Source organism: Modicisalibacter radicis (genome assembly GCF_900961225.1).
Classification (GTDB): domain Bacteria; phylum Pseudomonadota; class Gammaproteobacteria; order Pseudomonadales; family Halomonadaceae; genus Modicisalibacter.
Window position 1 is genome coordinate 16,942 of the sequence record NZ_CAAHFN010000131.1, and the last position, 20,021, is coordinate 36,962.

At 64.7% G+C, this 20,021-nt stretch carries 20 protein-coding genes; 10 read left to right on the plus strand and 10 right to left on the minus strand.

The genetic code is table 11. From position 1 onward, the window contains the following. Nucleotides 1-1,365, plus strand: coding sequence for a Na+/H+ antiporter NhaC family protein (locus HR9077_RS20140; RefSeq protein WP_136069087.1), 1,365 nt, complete (start codon nt 1-3; stop codon nt 1,363-1,365). 23 nt (nt 1,366-1,388) lie between these two features. Next, on the plus strand, nt 1,389-2,798 hold the full coding sequence (locus HR9077_RS20145) for an NAD(P)/FAD-dependent oxidoreductase (RefSeq protein WP_136069088.1): 1,410 nt from the start codon (nt 1,389-1,391) through the stop codon (nt 2,796-2,798). A gap of 69 nt (nt 2,799-2,867) precedes the next feature. Here HR9077_RS20145 and HR9077_RS20150 read toward each other — a convergent pair whose 3' ends face one another. Next, the gene (locus HR9077_RS20150; RefSeq protein ID WP_136069089.1) at nt 2,868-3,875 is read right to left on the minus strand and encodes an NAD(P)-dependent oxidoreductase; all 1,008 of its coding nucleotides are present in this window, start codon (nt 3,873-3,875) and stop codon (nt 2,868-2,870) included. Between the two features lie 106 nt (nt 3,876-3,981). On the opposite strand from HR9077_RS20150, the gene HR9077_RS20155 reads away from it, so the two are divergent. From HR9077_RS20155 to HR9077_RS20170, 4 genes are all read left to right on the plus strand, one after another. Further along, nucleotides 3,982-4,587, plus strand: a complete 606-nt coding sequence (locus tag HR9077_RS20155; RefSeq protein WP_136069090.1) for a TetR/AcrR family transcriptional regulator — start codon at nt 3,982-3,984, stop codon at nt 4,585-4,587. Between the two features lie 252 nt (nt 4,588-4,839). Next, nucleotides 4,840-5,331: a 2-thiouracil desulfurase family protein gene (locus HR9077_RS20160; RefSeq protein ID WP_136069091.1), complete on the plus strand. Its 492-nt coding sequence runs from the start codon at nt 4,840-4,842 to the stop codon at nt 5,329-5,331. Nucleotides 5,332-5,374: 43 nt separating this feature from the next. Further along, a complete protein-coding gene (locus HR9077_RS20165) occupies nt 5,375-7,108 on the plus strand; it encodes a mechanosensitive ion channel family protein (protein ID WP_136069092.1) in 1,734 nt (577 codons plus the stop codon). Nucleotides 7,109-7,142: 34 nt separating this feature from the next. Next, nucleotides 7,143-7,904 carry an alpha/beta hydrolase family protein gene (locus HR9077_RS20170; protein WP_136069093.1) on the plus strand — a complete coding sequence of 254 codons (762 nt, stop codon included), beginning with the start codon at nt 7,143-7,145 and terminating at the stop codon, nt 7,902-7,904. A 185-nt stretch (nt 7,905-8,089) separates the two neighbouring features. Here the strand turns inward: HR9077_RS20170 and HR9077_RS20175 are convergent, their stop codons facing one another. Both HR9077_RS20175 and HR9077_RS20180 read right to left on the minus strand, forming a co-directional pair. Further along, nucleotides 8,090-8,719 carry a Vgb family protein gene (locus HR9077_RS20175; protein ID WP_136069094.1) on the minus strand — a complete coding sequence of 210 codons (630 nt, stop codon included), beginning with the start codon at nt 8,717-8,719 and terminating at the stop codon, nt 8,090-8,092. Between the two features lie 43 nt (nt 8,720-8,762). Continuing rightward, the gene (locus tag HR9077_RS20180) at nt 8,763-9,740 is read right to left on the minus strand and encodes an HTH domain-containing protein (RefSeq protein WP_244613385.1); all 978 of its coding nucleotides are present in this window, start codon (nt 9,738-9,740) and stop codon (nt 8,763-8,765) included. Between the two features lie 593 nt (nt 9,741-10,333). On the opposite strand from HR9077_RS20180, the gene HR9077_RS20185 reads away from it, so the two are divergent. Then, entirely contained in the window at nt 10,334-10,765 is a 432-nt protein-coding gene (locus HR9077_RS20185) for a VOC family protein (RefSeq protein ID WP_168381009.1), read from the plus strand. Nucleotides 10,766-10,928: 163 nt separating this feature from the next. Here HR9077_RS20185 and HR9077_RS20190 read toward each other — a convergent pair whose 3' ends face one another. Genes HR9077_RS20190 through HR9077_RS20200 form a run of 3 tightly spaced genes read right to left on the minus strand, consistent with a single transcriptional unit; the run spans nt 10,929 to nt 13,869 of the window. Continuing rightward, nucleotides 10,929-12,401: a sodium:solute symporter family protein gene (locus HR9077_RS20190; protein ID WP_136069095.1), complete on the minus strand. Its 1,473-nt coding sequence runs from the start codon at nt 12,399-12,401 to the stop codon at nt 10,929-10,931. Further along, complete coding sequence (locus HR9077_RS20195) at nt 12,394-12,615, minus strand: DUF3311 domain-containing protein (RefSeq protein ID WP_136069096.1); 222 nt, start codon at nt 12,613-12,615, stop codon at nt 12,394-12,396. Before HR9077_RS20195 ends, HR9077_RS20190 begins: the two co-directional genes overlap by 8 nt. A 48-nt stretch (nt 12,616-12,663) precedes the next feature. After that, entirely contained in the window at nt 12,664-13,869 is a 1,206-nt protein-coding gene (locus HR9077_RS20200) for an amidohydrolase (protein WP_136069097.1), read from the minus strand. Between the two features lie 132 nt (nt 13,870-14,001). Between HR9077_RS20200 and HR9077_RS20205 the strand changes: the two genes are divergently transcribed. The 3 genes from HR9077_RS20205 to HR9077_RS20215 all read left to right on the plus strand — a co-directional run bounded on the left by HR9077_RS20205 (nt 14,002) and on the right by HR9077_RS20215 (nt 16,205). Beyond that, nucleotides 14,002-14,925: a LysR family transcriptional regulator gene (locus HR9077_RS20205; protein ID WP_136069098.1), complete on the plus strand. Its 924-nt coding sequence runs from the start codon at nt 14,002-14,004 to the stop codon at nt 14,923-14,925. Between the two features lie 135 nt (nt 14,926-15,060). Continuing rightward, a complete protein-coding gene (locus tag HR9077_RS20210; RefSeq protein ID WP_136069099.1) occupies nt 15,061-15,456 on the plus strand; it encodes a hypothetical protein in 396 nt (131 codons plus the stop codon). Nucleotides 15,457-15,662: 206 nt separating this feature from the next. After that, nucleotides 15,663-16,205 (plus strand): ATP-binding protein, encoded by a 543-nt coding sequence (locus tag HR9077_RS20215; protein ID WP_136069100.1) that lies wholly within the window; start codon nt 15,663-15,665, stop codon nt 16,203-16,205. 573 nt (nt 16,206-16,778) lie between these two features. Here HR9077_RS20215 and phnP read toward each other — a convergent pair. From phnP to phnL, 4 genes are read right to left on the minus strand one after another with little or no spacing between them, the layout of a single operon-like run. Then, nucleotides 16,779-17,534 (minus strand): phosphonate metabolism protein PhnP, encoded by a 756-nt coding sequence (phnP, locus tag HR9077_RS20225; RefSeq protein WP_136069102.1) that lies wholly within the window; start codon nt 17,532-17,534, stop codon nt 16,779-16,781. After that, nucleotides 17,531-18,148 carry a ribose 1,5-bisphosphokinase gene (phnN, locus tag HR9077_RS20230; RefSeq protein ID WP_136069103.1) on the minus strand — a complete coding sequence of 206 codons (618 nt, stop codon included), beginning with the start codon at nt 18,146-18,148 and terminating at the stop codon, nt 17,531-17,533. The genes phnP and phnN overlap by 4 nt, the downstream gene beginning before the upstream one ends. Next, nucleotides 18,148-19,290: an alpha-D-ribose 1-methylphosphonate 5-triphosphate diphosphatase gene (locus HR9077_RS20235; protein ID WP_136069104.1), complete on the minus strand. Its 1,143-nt coding sequence runs from the start codon at nt 19,288-19,290 to the stop codon at nt 18,148-18,150. Before HR9077_RS20235 ends, phnN begins: the two co-directional genes overlap by 1 nt. Further along, the gene (gene phnL / locus HR9077_RS20240; RefSeq protein WP_136069105.1) at nt 19,287-20,012 is read right to left on the minus strand and encodes a phosphonate C-P lyase system protein PhnL; all 726 of its coding nucleotides are present in this window, start codon (nt 20,010-20,012) and stop codon (nt 19,287-19,289) included. Before phnL ends, HR9077_RS20235 begins: the two co-directional genes overlap by 4 nt. Nucleotides 20,013-20,021 lie beyond the last annotated feature (9 nt).

Sequence of the window (20,021 nt, forward strand, 5' to 3'; positions counted from 1 at the left end):
ATGGAATATGACAATTTTCTGGTCCTGCTGCCCACGGCGATCGTTCTGATACTCGCGCTGTGGACGCGACGCGCCCTCGAACCCCTGGTCCTGGGGGCCTTCATCGGTACCTTGATGATCGACCCCGGCAATGCCTTGAGCAGCCTCACCGAGGATCTGCTCACGGTGATGACCGATGAAGATGTCGCCTGGGTCATCATGGTCTGCGGCCTGATGGGCAGTATCATCGCGTTACTGCTCAAGTCCGGTTCCTCCCGGGCCTTCGCCGACAAGCTGATGCGCTATACCACCAGCAAGCCCCGCGCGCTGCTGGGCTGCTGGATAATGGGCATCATCCTGTTCGTCGACGATTACCTGAATTCGTTGGCCGTCGGCACTTCCATGCGCAAGGTCACCGACCGCTTCAAGACATCCCGTGAGATGCTGGCCTACGTCATCGACTCCACCGCGGCGCCCATCAGCGTGCTGATTCCGATCTCGACCTGGGCGGTCTTCTTTGGTGCGCTGCTCGAGACCAACGGGGTCGCGGAGGATGGTCAGGGCGTCTGGACCTATATCCAGGCCATCCCTTTCATGTTCTATCCCTGGGTCGCCGTGATCCTGGTGCCGCTTTTCATCTTCCGCTGGATTCCCGCATTCGGCCCCATGAAGAAGGCCGAGCGGCGTGCCGAGGAGAAGGGCCAGTGCGTGCCGCCCGGTGCAGAACACATCGACGATGAAATCGCCCACCTCGAAGCGGACACCCGGACTAAAGGCAGCATATGGTCCTTCCTGCTGCCCATGGCCTCGCTGGCCTTCTTCACCTGGTGGTTCGATCTCGACTTCCTGATGGGCATCTTCGTGACCCTGGCCGGGATGATCGTGGCTTTCATCGGGCTGAGGAAACTGACCCCCAGCCAGACCTTCGACAACATCCTGGAAGGCTTCAAGTCGATGATGGATGCCCTGGCGGTACTGGTCGCCGCCTTTCTGTTCAATGAGGTGAATACCTCGCTAGGGCTGGCCGACTACGTCATAACCACGGTCGAGCCGCTGGTCAGCGCCGAGATGCTGCCGTTCATCATCTTTACCGTGATGGGCTTCGTCTCCTTCGCCACTGGTTCCAACTGGGGCGTGTTCGTGATCGTTCTGCCGATCGTCGCCGTGCTGGGCCAGAACCTGGGCGCCGACATGACCCTGGTGATAGGCGCCACGCTCTCCGCCAGCACCTTCGGCAGCCACGCGTGCTTTTATTCCGATGCCACGGTGCTGACCGCTCAAGCCAGCGGCTGCACGCCGTTCCAGCATGCCTTTACCCAGTTGCCCTATGCGGCCCTGGCGGGATGTATCGCCGCCGCGGGTTACCTGGCGCTGGGATACATGTGATCACCGACCTTGGCAGGTACTCCATGCGCGAAGACGCGAGTTGCAACTTCTGGACCTCCATGCTGCCCGAACGGCCCTCATCGCGTCCGCGCCTGGCCGAAGATGTACAGGCCGATGTCGTCATCGTCGGTGCCGGTTTTACCGGGCTATGGACCGCTTACTACCTGAAGCGCCTTGCTCCCGAGCGGGAGATCGTCGTGCTCGAGGCCGAGCGTGTCGGTCATGGCGCCTCGGGGCGCAATGGTGGCTGGGTAATAGGCAACCTCGCCGGACTGGAGCGGCATATCGGTAGCTTGCCACGCGAGGAGCGCCGTGGCTGCTGTGCCCTGGTCGCCGACAATGTCGACGAGATCGGCCGGGTGCTGGCGCGCGAGCAGATCGACGCCGACTACAACAAGGACGGCGCGATCTATGCGGCGGCTCGCTATCGGGACCAGATCGCCATCCAGCGGGGCTATCTGCGGCAACTGCACGAACTCGGCCACAGCGAGGCGGACTGCATGTGGCTCGACGCCCGGCAGCTCGAGGAGAGGGTCCGCTTCCGCGACGGCTACGGCGGCATCTACCATCGCCAGGTAGCCACCGTGAACCCGGGCAGGCTGGTCACCGGCCTGGCCGAGGTCGTCGAACGCCTGGGCGTGACGATCCACGAGCACAGTCGCGCCACCGCCCTGGGACGACACGAAGTGAGAACCCGTGATGGCAGCGTCGAGGCGGCGACGATCGTCTGCGCCACCGAAGGCTACGCCGACCGCTTTCATGACTTCAAGCGTCACGTCATTCCGGTGCAGAGTCTCGTCATCGCCACCGAACCGCTTTCGCAAGCCACGTGGGAAGCGGTCGGCATGTCCGAGCGACTCGCCTTTTCCGACGCCAGCCGCCTGATCAATTACGGCCATCGCACGGCCGACGGGCGCATCGTTTTCGGCGCCCGCGGCAACTATCGGTTCGGCGCCAGGCCCAAGGACGACCAGGCGATCAGCGACGACGCCATACGCATGCGGCGCGACCTGCTGGTGGATCTCCTGCCTGCACTGGAGGGGGTCAGGATCGATTACGGCTGGGGTGGTTCGCTGGGGCTGTCGCGCAACTTCCGCCCGCATGCGATTTTCGACCGCGCCAGCGGTCTTGCCACGGCGGGCGGCTATGCCGGCGAAGGCGTGGCCGCCTCGCATCTGTTCGGGCGTACCCTGGCGGACCTGATCCTGGGGCGCGATACCGAACTGGTGCACATGCCGTGGGCCTTCATCGACGCGAGTCACCGCCAACTGATCAAGCGCTGGGAGGGCGAGCCGCTGCGTTGGCTCGCCGCCCAGGCGATCACCTACAGCTACGCCGGGGAAGAAGCGTTGATGCGTCGCGACCGGCCGGCGCCGCTGATCAAGCCGGCAATGAAACGCGTGAACGATTACTTCGCCTCGATCATCGAGTAAGAGGCCGAAGCCTGGAGTCCGCTTGCGCCGGCGAGGCGAAACAGGCCCGGCGTCGCGCCGGCGCAAGCGTCACGATGCCTCGAGTTGCAGAATCTCTCCGCCAGCCTGCTGGAACCGATCAAAATAATACCGCGAGTCCAGTAGCTGACAGGGAAAATAGAGCCCCGGCGGCGTAGCCGGCTTGCCGTCGAGCCCGGTGAGCCGCTCGAGCACCAGGGCGACGCCGAGCCCCGTCAACGGCATCTGTCCTTGCGGGTGAACGACCGCATGGCGGGTGGTGAGAGGCTGGCCATCGAGATCGATGCCGCGGATCTCGATCAGAATCTCGGTCGACATCGGCTCGCCACCGGCGTGTTTCGAGTCCTCCCTGATCGCCAGATTGAATTCGACGTTGGATGCACTGGTCTCGGTCGCGAGCGCCACGACATCGTGCGGCGAGAGCGCCATGGCGGTCAGCGTCGTGCCGTCGATGGTCTGCAGCTCAGCCTCGAGATCGTCACCGTGACGCCAGACCCAGAGGTCATTGCGACGTGCTTGAATGGCAGGGACCGTCCGTGTCTGGCGCTCGAGATCGTCAAACCCGGCAGGCCCGGTTTCGTCCCGTTCGCCGAGAACTGCCCCCAAGCGAATGGTAGCGACTCGCCTGAACGACTTGGCGAATTCGAGTGTGGGAATCGTCGTCGCACCCACCAGCCACTCGGTGCCGAGCACGACCGGCGCAACATCCGGCTTGTGCATGTATGCCGCGACTTCGGGGCCGACCTCGTGAATGGCCGGCGAAATACTGAGGTAGGGCACGCCGCGCGTCTGGGCGAAACGCAGCGCGGCGGTGGTCGTGTCGGTGAAAAAGATCGCGACGGCGCCGACCGGGCGTTCACCGAGCCCGAGGTCGGCGGCAGTCAGGTCGATCTTTACGCCCTCGGCATTGCCGATCTCGGCCGCGACTTGCTCGGCCCTGGCGAGATCGCGACCGCCGATCAATAGCGGTGCCTGGGGATGAGCGGTACGCAGAAATCGAGCCGTCCAGCGGCCGACGATGCCCGAGCCGCCGAGAAGCAGAATGGGATCCTGTAACATGGTCGAACCTCCCTGAGGATGAAACCTACCATTGGTAGCTATAAGCTACTTTCAGTAGGTTTTCAACATCGAGAGACAACGTGGCGAACGAGATGAGACGAACGACATGAGAAACGCAGCCAGGGAAACGGCCTCCCGCAGGCTTTCCAGAGCCGAGCGTCGGCGTCAGCTGCTCGACACGGCGCTGGCGATCGTCCGGGAAGAGGGGGCGGATCGCTTGACGCTGGGGCATCTGGCCGCGCGTGCCGGGGTCTCCAAGCCGGTCGCCTACGATCATTTCGGCAGCCGCTCGGGTTTGTTGATCGAGCTCTACAAGCTGATCGACGCGCAGCAGTCGAGTGCGCTTCGCGACGCGCTGACCGCCGGAGAGCGGAGCCTCGAGGAAACCGCCGAAATGCTCGCCGCCGCTCACGTCCACTGTCATGCCGACACCAGCGGGGAGTGGCACGCCATCGGCGCGGCGCTGGCGGGAAGCGAGGAAAAGGAGGCGGTCTATCAGGAGCTGCTCGACGGCTACGTCCAGCTGTTCGCCGCGGTGTTGAAGCCGTACTGCGGGCTGGCCGATGGCGAACTCGAACGACGCTGTATCGGATTGATCGGCGCGGGGGACGCACTCTCGGCGGCGATGGTGCGCGGTAACTGCAGCGAGGCCGAAGCGGCAAAAGCGCTTGCCGCCCTGATCCGGGGTGGGCTGTACGCGCCTGCGCGTTGATGCCACGCCCCCGGTTGCTGAACGCGCTTGCCCCGGCCAGCAGCCAATCACTGGACGAGCCGATACCCGGTGCGCTGTACTGGACCGATCACTGCCCCGGGAAGCCTGTGGCCCGGATCGGAGCGAGCCGGTGGCGGGAATCCGGCGGGCCGTGGTTCAGCCAACTGGCGGAGGGGCTTGCAAGTGATAGGTGCGCCAACGTTCCGGGCCGGAGGCCTGGCTGTCCGGTGATAGTGATTGCGGAGAGATTGCATGCAAAAAGTGCTGGTCAGTGCTTGCCTTTTGGGCAGTCGCGTACGTTATGACGCCGGGTCGCTGACGGCGTCTTCGGAGATTCTCGATCGCTGGATCGGCGAGGGACGCGTGGTGTCCGTGTGTCCTGAAGTGATGGCGGGCATGAGCATTCCTCGACCCGCCGCCGAGATCGCGGGCGGCGACGGCACGAGGGTGCTGGCCGGCCGGGCGCGGGTGATCGAGGAGACGGGCGGTGAGGTGACCGAGGCTTTCAGGGCAGGTGCCGAGATGGCGCTGGCCTTGTGCCGTCGGCACGCCATACGTGTCGCGGTGCTGGCCGAGAAGAGCCCCTCCTGCGGCAGTCGCGAAATCTACGCTGGCGATTTCTCGGGGCGTCGGCTGCCTGGCATGGGTGTCACGACTGCCCTGCTAACGGCGCAGGGTATCGCTGTGTTCAGCCAGCATGAGATCGCTGCCGCGCAGCGTGCGCTGAGCCTGGCTGCCTCATGACCGAACAATGCCATGGATGACCCACTGAATCGGTAAGGGACGTATGAAGAAAAATGGCTCATGGCGACTATGGCTGGTGACCGTGGTGGCGCTCGCCGTTACCAGCCCGTGTGTGGCGCAAACGCAGGGCGAAGAGAGCGAGGCGACGCGCTGGTTTACCGTCGAATCGCTGAACCCGGGACTGGGCGATCCCCCCGAGGCGGTCAAGCGAGCAACGCCTCGGGAGACGATCCGGAGCTTTCTGGAACTCACCGAAAAGGACGACCTCGCCACGGCGGCCCATTTTCTCAACCTTTCCGAGCTGACCCCGGCGGAGCAGCGCAAGCGGGGAGGGCAGTTGGCCAGACAACTGGCCGAGGTGCTCACACGCGGCGAGTGGCTCAATGTTTCCAGCCTTCCCGGGCGCCAGGATGCGGCCATCGAGGACCCGTCGGGCCAGCATCCCCAGGCGGGAGAGCCGCGCCGGAACATCAAGCTGGCCTCGCTCACGGCCAAGGGCGAGATCTACGACATCCGCCTGGGCCGGTACCGGGAGGGCAACGAGGAGCCGGTCTGGCTGATCATGCCGGACAGTGTCTCGTCAGTCCCGTTGCTCTATGAGGAATACGGCCCTTCCCTGCTGGAGGAGTATATCCCGGGGCGCTTCAAGGCCTCGTTCGGGGTGCTCAAGATCTGGGAATGGATAGCCATTCCGCTGGTTCTGCTGGCGGTTGGTCTGGTGGGGCTGTGGGTCTACAAGCTGGTCGGAGTCGCGGCACGCTGGTTGCCTTCCGGCGCACCCAGCATCTTCGCCGGTCGAATCAAGATGCCCACGGCGCTTATCGTCATGTCGCTGGTCACCCAGATGCTGCTCGACTATGTGGTGTCCTTCTCGGCGGTGGCGACCACCTCGTTTCGGGTGCTGTTGATCGCCATTCTGGCCTGGGGGGCCGGTACGGTAGCGCTGCGCCTCGTCGATACCCTCATGCTGAGGCTGACGCGGCGTCTCATGGGTCAGATCGATGACACCAAGCCCAGGGACGAGCGCAAGTTGCTGACGACGCTATACGCGTTGCGGCGGATCATCATCCTGGTCGCGGTTACCGCTGTTTCGGTCTATGTGCTGAGCCAGGTCCGGCTCTTCGAGACGCTGGGGATAACCCTGCTGGCCTCGGCCAGTGTGCTGACGGTGCTGGTGGGGATCGCGGGCCAGGCCGTGATCAGCAATATCCTCTCTTCATTTCAGCTGTCGTTGGCGAAGCCCATACGCATCGGCGACCTGGTGATGTTCGAGGGCCAGTGGTGTTACGTGGAGGGTATCTTTTATACCTTCATCCGCTTGCGGGTCTGGAACGACCGGCGCCTGATCGTGCCGGTCACGTACTTCGTCTCGAGGCCCTTCGAGAACCTGTCGGTCAAGAGCACCAAGGAGTACAGGAGCCTGGAGCTGGTCCTTCATCTGAGTGCCGATATCCAGTGCATCAGGGAGAAGTTCCTGGAGTATGCCCAGGCAGAGGACAGCGTCATCGAGCATCATAAGCTCTGTTGTTACGTGACGGGGCAGACCGAGAGAGCCCAGACGGTCGTCTGCTACCTCATGACGTCGGACCCCTTCGCCGGCTGGATCGCCGAGATGCATGTCCGGGAGAAGCTGATGGCCTTCATCCGCGATGACCATCCCGAGTGGTGGCCGAGAGAGGTGACGGTCATCAGCGAACGGGACGTCGCGCTTGGCGAGACGCCAGGCAACCGCGCGGCAACGGCCGCGGACAGAGCCGATGAAAGGCCATCCGAATGAGTAACCAGCAACGTATGAACTGGCGAGGTCGAGCATGACATTGAACATCGTCCGACGGTTGATCCCCGACTGGGGCACGACCTACGGGCCGCCCGGCGACGGCCCCTTTCCGGGCGTCATGATTCTGCATGGTTCCGAAGGCGCGTGGTCGGGCTGGAGCCACCGCAATGCGGTGATCCTGGCGGCGCACGGCTTCCTGGCCTTTCCGTTCGGCTACTCCCGGGGCGGCAATGCCTGGAACGCCGGCAGCATCGGCGAGGTGCCACTGGACCGCAGCGTGGAGGCGCTCGATGCCCTGCGTGCCTTTCGCTTCGTCGGTGACCGGGTAGGGCTTTATGGCGTCTCCCGGGGTGCCGAGCATGCCTTGCTGCTGACCTCGCTGATGCTTCGCGATGGATTGCCGGGTGTAGCCGATGCGGTGGCCGCCCATAGCCCCCCGGATGTGATCTGCGGCGCTTTCGACGCTCGTGTCTTTCGCGATGCGGGCGACCCCGGCTGGCAGGCCTGGGACGGCGCCCAGCGCGCCTGGACATGGCGCGGCTCGTCCGAAACGCTGCTGCCCACCACGCCGATCGAGATCGAGCGTCATGCCGGCCCGCTGTTTCTCAGCCATGGAACGGCTGACAGAGTCTGGTCGGTGGAGATGACCCGTCGGCTCGAAGCGCGGCTGCGCGCCCACGGTCGTGCCCCCGAGGTTCATTACTACGAGGGTGAGGACCACATACCCCGCAGCGAAGCCGAGAATGAGCACCACGCCCACCTGGTGGACTTCTTCGAGCGCCACCTGAGGTCTTGAATCATCCGTGCCCGCGGGATTGGCACCGGCTGCAGTCGAAAGAGCGCTTGCGCAGCCAACTGGGGGAAAAGGCTCATGTACCAGGCTAAGTCGACCGCGGGCAGAGCCGATGAAAAGCCATCCGAATGAGGCCGACCGTCAGGCGGTGGCGAACGCCACCCCTGACGCCATCGACGTGAGTCGTCTTATCGGGGGCGGCGGACGCTTCGCACCATCCCGCTGTTGCCGCCGCCAAAGAAGAACTGGTCGACGCCATTGGACTCGAGCCCCGAGACCTCCGCGCCGGTCGGCATCTCCAGCATCGCCAGGACCTCTCCCGTCCCGGGATCGATGTGCCTGAGCTCGCTCTCGTCGCCTTCCCAGGTGCCATGCCAGAGTTCCCCGTCGACCCAGGTGACGCCGGTCACGAAGCGGTTGGATTCGAGGGTGTGAAGAATTTCCCCGGTTTGCGGGTCGATTTGCTGGATTCTCCTGTTCCGATACTGCCCGACCCAGAGCGCGCCTTCGGCCCACGCCAGTCCCGAGTTGCCGCCTTGGGGGGCCGGTATCGTGGCGACGACACGGCCGGTTTCCGGATCGATCTTCTGGATGCGGTCTTCCGCGATCTGAAACAGATGCTGGCCGTCGAAGGCGGTACCCGCATGCGCGACGACATCGATCGAGCGTAGTGTCTTCCCGCTCGCCGGATCGAGCGCGTTCAGCTTGTCTCCGGTGGCGAACCAGACATGCTGGCCGTCATAGGTGACGCCACTTATGCCCTCGACGCCGGGGAAGGGGCCATATTCACGAAGAACTTCGGCTGTTGAACGATTCATGGTTTTATCCTTGCAGGTCTAATGGCTCAGTACAGACCTCAGCCTAGTGACCCGGTAGCGGAGCCGGGAGTAACAAGGTTGTCGTGAATCCCGGCACCGGTGGCGTTATCCAGCGCCTTGCCCGCCCGCGACCGAACGACTGAACCTTGCCTGATGCCGCCAATGCGTCGAGTGCCCGCTGCACGGTGCGCTGGCTGACGCCGAGCGCCAGCGCCAAGGCCGCGCTCGACCACGGCTCGCCGTCGGCAAGCAGGGCGAGCACTGTGGCATGCTTTTCTTCGATCGGCCGCGCCAGTACGACCACCTCGCGTGCACCCTGCGGTGCCAGCACGAACCCTCGCGTCGTCGCACTCACGGTGGCCAGTCCATCCAGCGCCGAGCGGAGTCGTCCTATTTCGACCCGTAACCGCACGCGATGCGACGCGTCGGCGAACTTCGTTCGAAACGCCCGCTCGATGAGCATGGCCCTGGGCACGTCGTCAGGCCAGGCCTCGCCCAGCAGGCGCGCGAGCGCGAACAGCACCGGGCGCCTTGCGAGCGAGACCTCGCCATGGCCATCACGCACGCGATGGCGGCAGGCATCCACGACCAGTGCCTTCGAGGCCAGCAACGCTTCGACCTCTTCGAGCAGCAGGGATCGCGCTTCGCCGTGTGCAATCAGGCGTGCTGCGGGGGCGATCAAGACCCGGGCAGCGCATTCCACCTCGGCCGTCAGCGCAGCGATGCCGGCTTCGTGAGCGGCACGTTCGGCCCGGACGAGTGCGGTGCGCGCTGTATCCGTGCGCAGGCGGCGTAGCGCGATGCCCGCCACCACGAGCTCGTGGGCCGCGCTCAGTGCGGGTGGCAAAGCCCCGGAGTCGAGCCCGGCCAGCATTTTCTCCGCGGAGCCAAGGCAGCCGATCAGCAGAAGGCGCCGGGCCTCGAGATACCGTGCATGGGCGGCGTTTACCCGGTCGCCATGGGCTTCGAGGGTCGCCTGCGCCGTTCTCGGGCCAGTCGAGATCGCGACAAGCGAGCGCAATCTCGGTCTCGGCGACGACGCATCGCGCGCGGGCCACGACCTCCTTGGGGCCGAAGGCGCGTGCCGCGCGCCGCAGGAGACGTTTCGCGCGTGCAAGATCGCCCAGCTGCGCCATCGCGATGCCGCGGAGCGCGAGTGCAGGCGCATCGTCGCGCAGCGCGACCCGGTTCAATGCACCGAGAGGATCACCCGCCGCGAGCGCATGCGCGGCGGCCGTGATCAGCGAGTCCATGGGGATTTTGCCACGCCAGTTGCTCCGTCTTTCGATCGCCCGGTATTCACTGTATCTCATGGTCACGAGGCACTGACCACAGCGGGAACAGAACGAACCAGGGCATTTGGCGAAAGGCGAGGGTGAACGGTCCATGGGACGCGGAGACCATGGGGATCAGGGTATTCGTGCTGCCGATCTCTCTCGAATGGCCTACCCTTCTGGGGCCGATAGGATGCGTCTGGCTGACCGCCGCCGCCGTATCGTTTGCCGGGCTGCCTGCGAATGCTGCAGGTGGCATCTTGCGTGCGCCTGTTCGATCCGCGCACCGATGACGGAGCAAGGAAGGACGATTGGACATCGACTTACAGGGGGTGGCGTCATGGAACAGCGCGTGAGCCTGGTCACGCTGGGCGTATCCGATCTGGCGCGAGCGCGCCGTTTCTACGAGGCCGGGCTGGGCTGGCGGGTCGGGCAGGCGGTCGAGGGCGAGGTGGTCTTCTTTCAGCTCAATGGCCTGATCCTGTCGTTGTTTCACCGCGATGCCCTGGCAAGGGATGCCGGTATCACTCGCCCCGGGGCCGGGTTCGGCGGTATCGCGCTCGCCTACAATGCCCGCAGTCGCGAGGACGTGGACGGTGTGCTGGCCGAGGCCAGACGGGCCGGCGGAAACTTGATAAAGCCCGCGCAGGAAACCAGTTGGGGCGGCTACTCCGGCTACTTCACCGATCCTGACGGCCACCTCTGGGAAGTGGCCCACAATCCCTATTTCCCCATCGACTCCGAGGGGCGAATCTCGCTGGGCAGTGAATAGCCGAACGCCTTGTTGGCGTGGTCCATCCCGGCGGTCTTTACCCCTGGCGCCGGGATGGCTTGTCGGGTCGTGCTTGAGCGAACCCGCATCGTCGTGATCCGGACGTCGCGCCATGGCCGGCGAAGCCCACAGCCGTCGCGGCGGGCTCGCGCGGGATGGTGCGTTACTGCGGCGTCAGGGATTCGGCGGGCGAACGCGTCTCGACGCGCTTCGAAGCGAAGCTGACCCCGATGAAGAAGGCCGTGTTGACGACCAGCCCGCAAAAGCCCGGATGCCAGCCGAAAGGCGCGCCGCCGACGAACTGGTAATACAGGGTGACCACGGCGCCGATGGCCAGGCCCGTGAAAGCCGCCATGCGCGAGGCGCGTCGCCAGAACAGCGCGCCCAGCAGCATGGGCAGCAATTGCACCACGATGCCGTAGGCGCCGAGCAGCAGCGAGACCAGCGAGGCGGGATTGACCAGCGCCAGCAGGTAGGCGGCCAGCGAGATGACCACCACGCCGGAACGGGTCAGCTTCAATACCTGCGCCTCGGGCAGGTCGCGACCGACGGGGAGGTTCTGGCCGATGTCCCGGACCAGGATCGTCGCCGAGGTATGGGCGAGATTGGCCGCGGTCGACATGGCGGCGGCCAGTGCGCCGGACAGGGCCAGGCCAATCAGCCAGGGCGGGAAGTCCGCCATCTCCACGACCAGCGTCAACAGCACCTCGTCAGGTGAGTCGAGCGGCCGATCGGCCAGAAGAACGACCCCGGCGAAGCCGATGAACAGCAGCGGGATCAGCAGGTAGCTGTACAGCGGGTAGAGAATGAAGACCCGCTTGAGGGTGCGTTCGCTGCGCGCACTGTAGAATTTCATGAAGATGTGCGGCCACATCACGCATCCCAGCGCGCTGACCAGGATAGCGGTGGAGAAGGCCCCCCAGCCCATGCCCTGGGCGCCCGGCATGGTCAGGTACTCCGGTGCTTCCCGCTGGATCTGGCGGAACATCTCGCCGACCCCGCCGAAGAACTGATCGGCCGTCGCTAGGCCCAGGAACCACGCGATGATGACCATCATCACGCCCTGCAGCAGGTTGGTCCAGCCGATGCCCTGCAGGCCGCTGGCATAGACATACGCGGCGACCACGCCACAGGCCAGCAGGCTGCCCAGCCAGAAGGGGACGATCCCCGAGGTGGCGGCCTCGAACAGCATGCCGGCGCCGGCGATCTGGATGGTCAGGTAGGGGATCATCGCCAGCACGCTGATGATGCCGATGAACAGCCCGAGCAGATTGCCGCGGGTGGGGTAGCAGGCCGCCAGGAACTCGGCCTGGGTCAGAAAGCCATGCCGGCGGCCCAGCCGCGAGATGTAAGGGGCGATGAGCCACCATACGATGACCGCCAGGGTCAGGTAGGCGATGATGTAGAGTGCCGGGACCCCCTTGCCGTATGCCCATCCTGGCGCGCCGAGAAAGGCGAACGCGGAGAAGATCTCCGCACCCAGGATGAAGAACAGCACCAGCAGCCCCACATGACGCCCGCCCGCGACGTAGCCTTCGAGCGAGGAGCTCTGGCCCGCGTTGGCGCGCAGTCCGACGACCAGCACGAGGAGCAGATAGCCCAGGGTCAGGCCGGTGATGATGACGGAGTCACTCATCTTCCACCTCCTCGCCGGCTTCCTGACGATAGGCGATCACCAGCCCGACGAACAGGATGAAGACCCAGGCTATGTACCAGAAGATGAAGAAGGGCAGGCCCATCACCATCGGCTCGATGCGATTGGCGATCAGGGCGCCTGGCCACACCATGGCGAGTGTGCAGACGCTGAAATAGAGGAGCATGCCCTTCGAGGGCAGAGAGTTTCGAGACATCGTGACGACCTCATTGTTGTTGGCGACGAGGGTTTGGCGCGTGATGCTTCAGGTATCGCTGTTCGGCTCCGCCAGCGACGCGAGGGCGATCGCCGTGAGTAGCCGGCAGCCAGTGGGAATCATGGCGTCGTTGAAGTCGAAGCGGGCATTGTGCAGGGGCGGGGTGTCCTCGCCCTGGCCGGTGCCGAGGAAAAAGTAGGCGCCGGGACAGTGCTCCAGCATGAAGGAGAAATCTTCGCCACCCAGGCTGGGCGCGACGTCGCGGATGAGCGAATCCTCGCCCAGCGTCGCGCCGACCAGGTTCTCCACATGGTGGACGGCGGGCTCGGCATTGATCGTGGCGGGAAAGATGCGCTGGTAGTCGAGTTCTATTTCGCCGCCATGGGCCGTCGCCACGCCCGCGCAGGTGCGGCGAACCGCCTCTTCCAGGCGCTGCTGCGTGGCCGTGTCGAGGGTACGGGCCGTGCCGCTGATCCGGACCTCGTCGGGGATGATGGCGAACCCATCGAGATCACCCCCCTGAAGGCCGCACAGGCTGAGGGCGGCCGGCGAGAGCGGGTCGATGTCCCGCGAGACGATGCTGTGCAGTGCCTGGATCAGCGCGCCGGCCATGCGGACCGGATCCGTCGAAAGATGCGGGTTGACCCCGCCATGCCCCCCTCGACCACGCACGGTCATGTCGAGGCGATCGGTGGCGGCCATGATGGCGCCGGTACGTATGGCGACCTTGCCGGCCGGCAGGGCGGGCCAGTTGTGCAGGGCGTAGATGGCGTCCATGGGGAAACGCGCGAAGAGGCCATCCTCGACCATCGCCCTGCCACCGCCGAGCCCCTCCTCGGCGGGCTGGAACACCAGGTGCACGGTACCCGAGAAATCGCGATGCTCGGCCAGGTAGGCGGCCACGCCAAGCAGCATGGTGGTATGGCCGTCGTGTCCGCAGGCGTGCATGACGCCGGGCTGCCGGGAGGTGTGGTCGTGGCTCGACTGCTCGTGAATGGGCAGGGCATCCATGTCGGCCCGCAAACCGACGCGACGTCCGTTGTCGGGGCCTCGTCCGGTGACGGTAGCCACGATGCCCGTCTGGCCGATCCCGCTCTCGAACGGGAGTTCCAGTCGTTTCAGTTCGTCGGCGACGCGGGCGGCGGTGCCGTGTTCCTGAAAGCCCAGCTCGGGGTTGCGGTGCAGATCCTGGCGAATCCGGGCCAGTCGGGGGTGCTGCTCGTCGAAGAAGCGGGGATCGAGAAAGTCGGTCATGACGCCGTCTGTTGTTGTGGGTGGCAACGTCAGCGTGGCGTATTGCCAGCCATCGTTAAAATCGTTTTATTGTCAGGTTTCCATGCTATTTTTTGATGGCAGGCAAAATGTCGGCGACACAGCAGGCCCCTGATGGATTTCAAGCAGCTACGTTACTTCATGGCGGTCGTGGAGGAGGGCAAGATATCAGCGGCCGCCGCTTCCCTGCCGCTGGCCCAGCCGGCGTTGACCCGGCAGCTTCAGCTACTCGAGGAGAGCGTGGGGGCTGCATTGCTTCGCCGGTCTCGTCAGGGCGTGACGCTGACCGCGGCGGGAGAGGCCTTTCATCGCGATGTGGGGCGGTTGCTGAGCGATTTCGAGCAGGCGAAGCGCAACGCCCGGCGCGTCGCGGACGGGCAGTTGGGCCAGCTGCGCCTGGGCGTGACGGTCATGCATCTCTGGGTGCCCAAGATCACGCAACTGCTCAATGCCTTTCGGCACCACTATCCCGAGGTGACCCTGAAAGTGGTGTCGCTGCTGTCGGGGCCGCAGATCGACGCGCTGCGTCGGGACCAACTGGATGCGGGGATCCTGTTCTTCCCCCCGGAAGACGATGTCAGTCTCTGTTACCACCGTCTCTATGACGACCGCCTCGTCCTGGTCACCCGCGCCGGGTCGCGCCTGGCCGAACGACCGCCGCGCCGCCTGGCGGAACTCGACGGCGAGGATTTCATCTGGTTCGATCGCAGCGCGACACCCACCTATCATGACCGATTGATCCACGCCTTTCAGCGTGCCGGGTTTACGCCCCATGTCGTTCAGGAGGGGACCGACAATGCCACCATGCTCTGCCTGGTCGCCGCCGGCATGGGCTGCACCATCCTGCCGGAAATGACCATGGCGGGGGCGCCCGCGGGCGTGGTCTGCCATCGACTGGAGGACCTCGAGCTGTCGCTGCCCCTGATGCTGGTGTGGCGTCGGGATGCGAGCCTGCCCGCGGTACATCGGCTGATCGAAGTGGCGGAATCGCATGACCTGCTGTTCGTCGGGCCTGATGCCGCCGACGCGACGCGTTAGCGCGCTCATCGCCGCGGCGGTCGGTTCGGGGGCCGAGGCACCTGCCGGACATTGCCGCTGCCAGCGGTAGTGATCTGGATTCATCCGTTACGGGGCCGCCGGTGGCCGACAAACACTCATGCCCTGGAGATTCGCATGTTCTTCACGCTACTGCTGGCCACCCTGGGTATCGCCATCGCCGTATCGACGGGGGCGGTGATGCTGTTCAACAAGCCTGTCGGCAAGATCCTCGCGCGAATCGTGAAGGACGAAATCAGTGCCGCCTGGCATCGGTACATCACCTTCGCCGGCTTCGTGGTCGGGGTTTCAGGCGGGGTGCGAATCTACGACCTCGAGCGGTACATCAGCGCGCCTCACCGGGATGCCGAGGTACTGACGCTCACCGCCGAGCGCTGGACCCTGGAGGTCTACCGCACGATCATCGAGACGCTCCAGAGCATCGCCTGGGTGTATCTGGTCGTGTTCATCGTGGCCCTGCTCGCCTATGTGATCGTCAGGGGCCTGGAGCTGCGCCGTGGCCCGGAGGAGTAGCGAGCCATCTATCCTTCCGTGTCACTGCGGTGCGTGGAGGGACCGGCACGGGGGCGTAGCAGGCCGAAGGGCGTAAACGCCATGGCGGTCCGGAGACTAGGTGTCGGCTCGCGCTTTCGCTACGCTTGCCGACAAGCGTGGCGAAAGCGCGACGATCATGAACATGCAGGAGCGTTTATCCGATCACTGTCAGTAGGCGGTTGAGCATGGCCCATCGCATTCACATATTTGGTGCATCAGGTTCCGGGACGTCGACGCTGGGGGCGAACCTTGCGAAGGAGATTGGCGGGTGCCATCTCGATACGGACTCGTACTACTGGCACAAGACCGATCCACCCTATACGCACAAGCGCGAGCCATCAGAGCGCGTGGCCATGATCGAGCGCGACATTCAGGGCAAGGAACACTGGGTCCTGTCTGGCTCGATCTGTAGCTGGGGTGATCCTCTGCTGCATCACTTCACACTCGCCGTATTCCTCTATCTTGATCCGGCCGTTCGGATGGCTCGAATAGCTGAGCGCGAGCGAGCGCGGTACGGCAATCGGCTTCTACCGGGGGGCGATATGCACGGACAACATCTCGAGTTTATGGACTGGGCAGCCAGCTACGATCATGCGAAGGCGCCAATCCGTAGTCTTGATCTGCATGAGCGCTGGATGTCGGGATTGACCTGCCCGGTCTTGCGCTTGAACTCCGATAGTCGAGTCGAGGAGTTGTGCGACGAGATCGTTAACCGGGTGGCCGCCTGAGATGGAACTGACTTGTGACTGTAAAAACATCACGATCAACGTGGTGAAGCCTTCCCAGGTGACGATCTGCAATTGCTGCATATGCAGTCGTTACCAATCCTTATGGGGCTATTATTCACCCGATGACGTGCAAGTCACAATCGGGAGACTCGGCATACAGGGATACTTCCGCGGAGACCGGGAGATTGAATTTGTGCGCTGTGCAAGCTGTGGCTGCGTGACTCACTATCGTACCCTTCCGGAAGACAGCGACCCCTTGGTAGCCGTGAACTTCCGCATGATGGCTGAAGATCAGCTGAAAGATATTCCGATAAGATATCATAATGGAAAAGATGCCGACTAAAGGCTGATACAGGCAACACCGACGTCGAGTGTCACAAGGGGCGATTCAGCTCAATCATCGAGCCACAATGCCATTGCGGACGTAGAGTTGGAGCTTGACCTTCCTGTACCAATGAGTGGTCTATGCATCGTCAAGGGCGCGGAGTATCCAAAGTCCTATCAATTCAACACTCACACCGGCAAGCGTTATTTTTGTGTCGATTGCGGCATCTACAGTTCAGAGCCGGAGGATCAGAATTCGATTTCCAGGCCGTCCGCCGCCAATGACACGTTTGGCGGCAGATGCAGTGGCTCATGCATGGCACAGGCGTCGAGTTCGTGGCTGAGGTGGGTCAGCCAGGCCTGGCCGGGGGCCAGGCGGTCGACGATGGCCAGCGCCATGTCGAGGTTGTTGTGGTTGCGCGGTGCCTGATGGCCGGCGGGGTGGGTGGCGTCGAGGATCACCGCATCCGGTTGCCACTGGCGCAGGAAACGCTCGGTATCACCGGGCAGGCCGAGTGTATCGGTCAGGTAGGCCAGCTTCGTACCGAGCCCGGCGATGCAGTAGCCCAAGGTGGGTTTGCTGTGGTTGAGGGGCACGGGAGTGACTTCAAGGCCATTGAGCGACAGTGGCCGAAAAGGCTTCAGTCCGGGCTGGAAGGCCAGGATTCCCGGATTCTTGTGCAGGTCGGCGCAACCCTGGGCATCCTTGGGGCCATGGACGGGAATCGGTGCGCCCGTGCCCCAGCGCAGGTGGAACAGTCCCTGGACGTGATCGGCATGGTAGTGGGTCAACAGGACGGCCGCGGGGCGCTCGCGCTCGCAACTCTCGGCGAGATCCATGCGCCCGGCATCCAGCAGGATGCGGGCCCCGTCGACACGGATTTCAGCGCAGCACGGGCCGCGCCGGTGACAGCTCAACACACGGGCCCGCTGGCAGGCCGGGCAATCACAGCCGAATCGCGGTACCTGTGCGCTGTCCCCGGTGCCCACGAAGCGCAACCTCATGCCGGGCACTCCGCCAAGAGCAAGGCCTGAAGTGCTGCAACGGTATGCGGCAGTTCACGGCTGTTATCGATGCGGGCGATTCCGTCGAGCGTCGCCTCCAGTTGCCGATGACGGCGCAAGCGCGCCTCGATCTCGTGCCGCGTCTCTCTGCCGCGCCGGATCAGGCGTTCCCGCAGCACCGAGGGTTGCGCGGTCACCAGCACCGGCAGCAATCGGTCGCCGAAGCGCTCGCGTGCCGTGGCCAGGGCACGCCGACTGCCGTTGACGATCACCACCTGGTCGCGCTCCAGCCAGGCCGGGATCTCGATGCCCAGGCCATAGTCGAGACCATGCGCGTGCCAGTCGAGGCAGAACAGGCCCAGGCGCCGCCGTCGTTCGAATTCTTCCGCCGTCAGACTCACGCAATTCTCGCTCGTGCCGCTGGGGCGCGTGATATAGCGGTGGGCCACCAGCCATTCGGGGCGATGCCGGCGCACTTCGTCGAGCAGGCTGTCCTTGCCGACCCCGCTGGCGCCCATCAGATAAACGAGGCGGGCTCTTTTCGCACCCGTTTCCGTGCGTGTTTCGGCACCTGCTTCTGTGCTTACTTCAGAATCTGGATCCTTGCGAAGCATCAATGCACCTGTCGTCCGCGAGACCATGCCCGTTGCAGCATCGGGTGGCCGTCGATCAGTCGCACGCGCAACAGGTCGGCACGCAGCCCCGGGGCGAGACGCCCCCGGTCGGTGAGGCCCACGGCCTCGGCCGGTTGGCGCGCCGCCGTCGCGACCGCGCGGGGCAGGGTATAGCCGCCTTCCATCCGAGCGACCCTGAACACGGCATCGAGCAGCGCCGCCGGGTAGTAATCGGAGGACAAAATGTCGAGCACGTCGAGTTCGACCAGTGTCGCCGCCGCGATGTTGCCGGAGTGCGAGCCGCCGCGCACGACGTTGGGCGCACCCATCATCACCGCCATGCCGGCGCGATGCGAGGCCTCGGCGGCTTCGCGGGTGGTCGGGAATTCGGCCACGCGCGTGCCGTACTCCCGGCTCTCGGCGACGTGCTCCAGGGTCGCGTCGTCGTGACTGGCCAGCGCCAGGCCTCGCTTGTGGCATTCGCCGGCGATGGCCTGGCGGTGCTCGGCACTGTAGCGGCGGCTGTTGGCGAGCTGTTCCGCGACGAACGCTTCGAGCTCGGCGTCGTCGAGGCCGTACTTGCCCTGGTAGTAGGTGCGGTAGGCGTCGAACGAGGCGAACTGGCGCTGGCCCGGGGCATGATCCATCAGCGACACCAGGCCGAGCAGCGGCAGGTCGGCCAGCTCCTGGAAGCGCCGCAGGGTCTCGGGCTGGCTGACCTCGCAGCGCAGGTGCAGGCGATGGTCGACCCGGGCCAGCCCGTCGTCGACGATGTCGCCGATGGCGGTGCACATCTCGTGCAGCGCAAGATGACGCATGCCGTCCTTGTTGACGTCGCCGATCGACACGGCATCGAACACCGTGGTGATGCCGCTGGCCGCCATCTGCGCGTCATGGGCGAGTGCCGCCTGACGGCTCGGCCAGGCGACCCTGGGGCGGGGCTGGAAGTACTTTTCCATGTTGTCTGTGTGCAGTTCGACCAGGCCGGGCAGCAGATAGTCGCCATCACAGTCGATCGCTGCCGAAAGCTGGCTGGGCGCGGTATCGATACCGACGATCATGCCGTCGCGGATCACCAGGCTGCCCGAGACGACTTCGTCGTCGAGCACCAGTCGGGCGTGGGTAAGGATCTGTTCGCTCATGAGTGCTGCCCCGGAAAACAGGTGGTCTTGGCCATCAGGTGGTCGTCGAGTGGCAGCAGGCGATCCGCCACCTGGCTGCGCACGTCCTCGTCGTGAAAGATGCCGAGCATGGCGGTGCCGCGCGCCTTGGCCTCCTTGATCAGTGCGACCACTTCGGCGCGGTTGGCGGCATCGAGCGAGGCGGTGGGTTCGTCGAGCAACAGCAGGGGATGCTCGCCGATGAAGCCGCGGGCGATGTTGACGCGCTGCTGTTCACCGCCCGAGAAGGTGCCGGGCGGTAGTTGCCAGAGCCGTTCCGGCAGGTTGAGGCGGGCCAGCAGCGTCTCGGCCTTGAGACGTGACTCCCGGGCATCGGCGCCGCGCGCCAGCAATGGCTCCATTACCACCTCGCAGGCCGAGACTCGGGGTACCACGCGCAGGAACTGACTGACATAGCCGATCACGTCACGCCGCAGCGGGTGCCAGGCGTGAGCGGGGAGTTCGGTCAATTCCAGCGGGCCGTCGCTGAAGTGCAGTTGGATACGGCCGCGCCGGGCCAGGTAGTTGCCGTAGAGCATCTTGAGCAGCGTGCTCTTGCCGATGCCGCTGCGCCCGGCCAGCACCAGGCATTCGCCGGCTCGCAGTTCGAGCGACAGGTCGTGCATGACTTCCAGGGCGGTACCGCCCTGGCCATGCAGCACGAATCCCTTGTGCAGATTCTCGACGGTGAGTAAGGCATTCATGATCGGGCT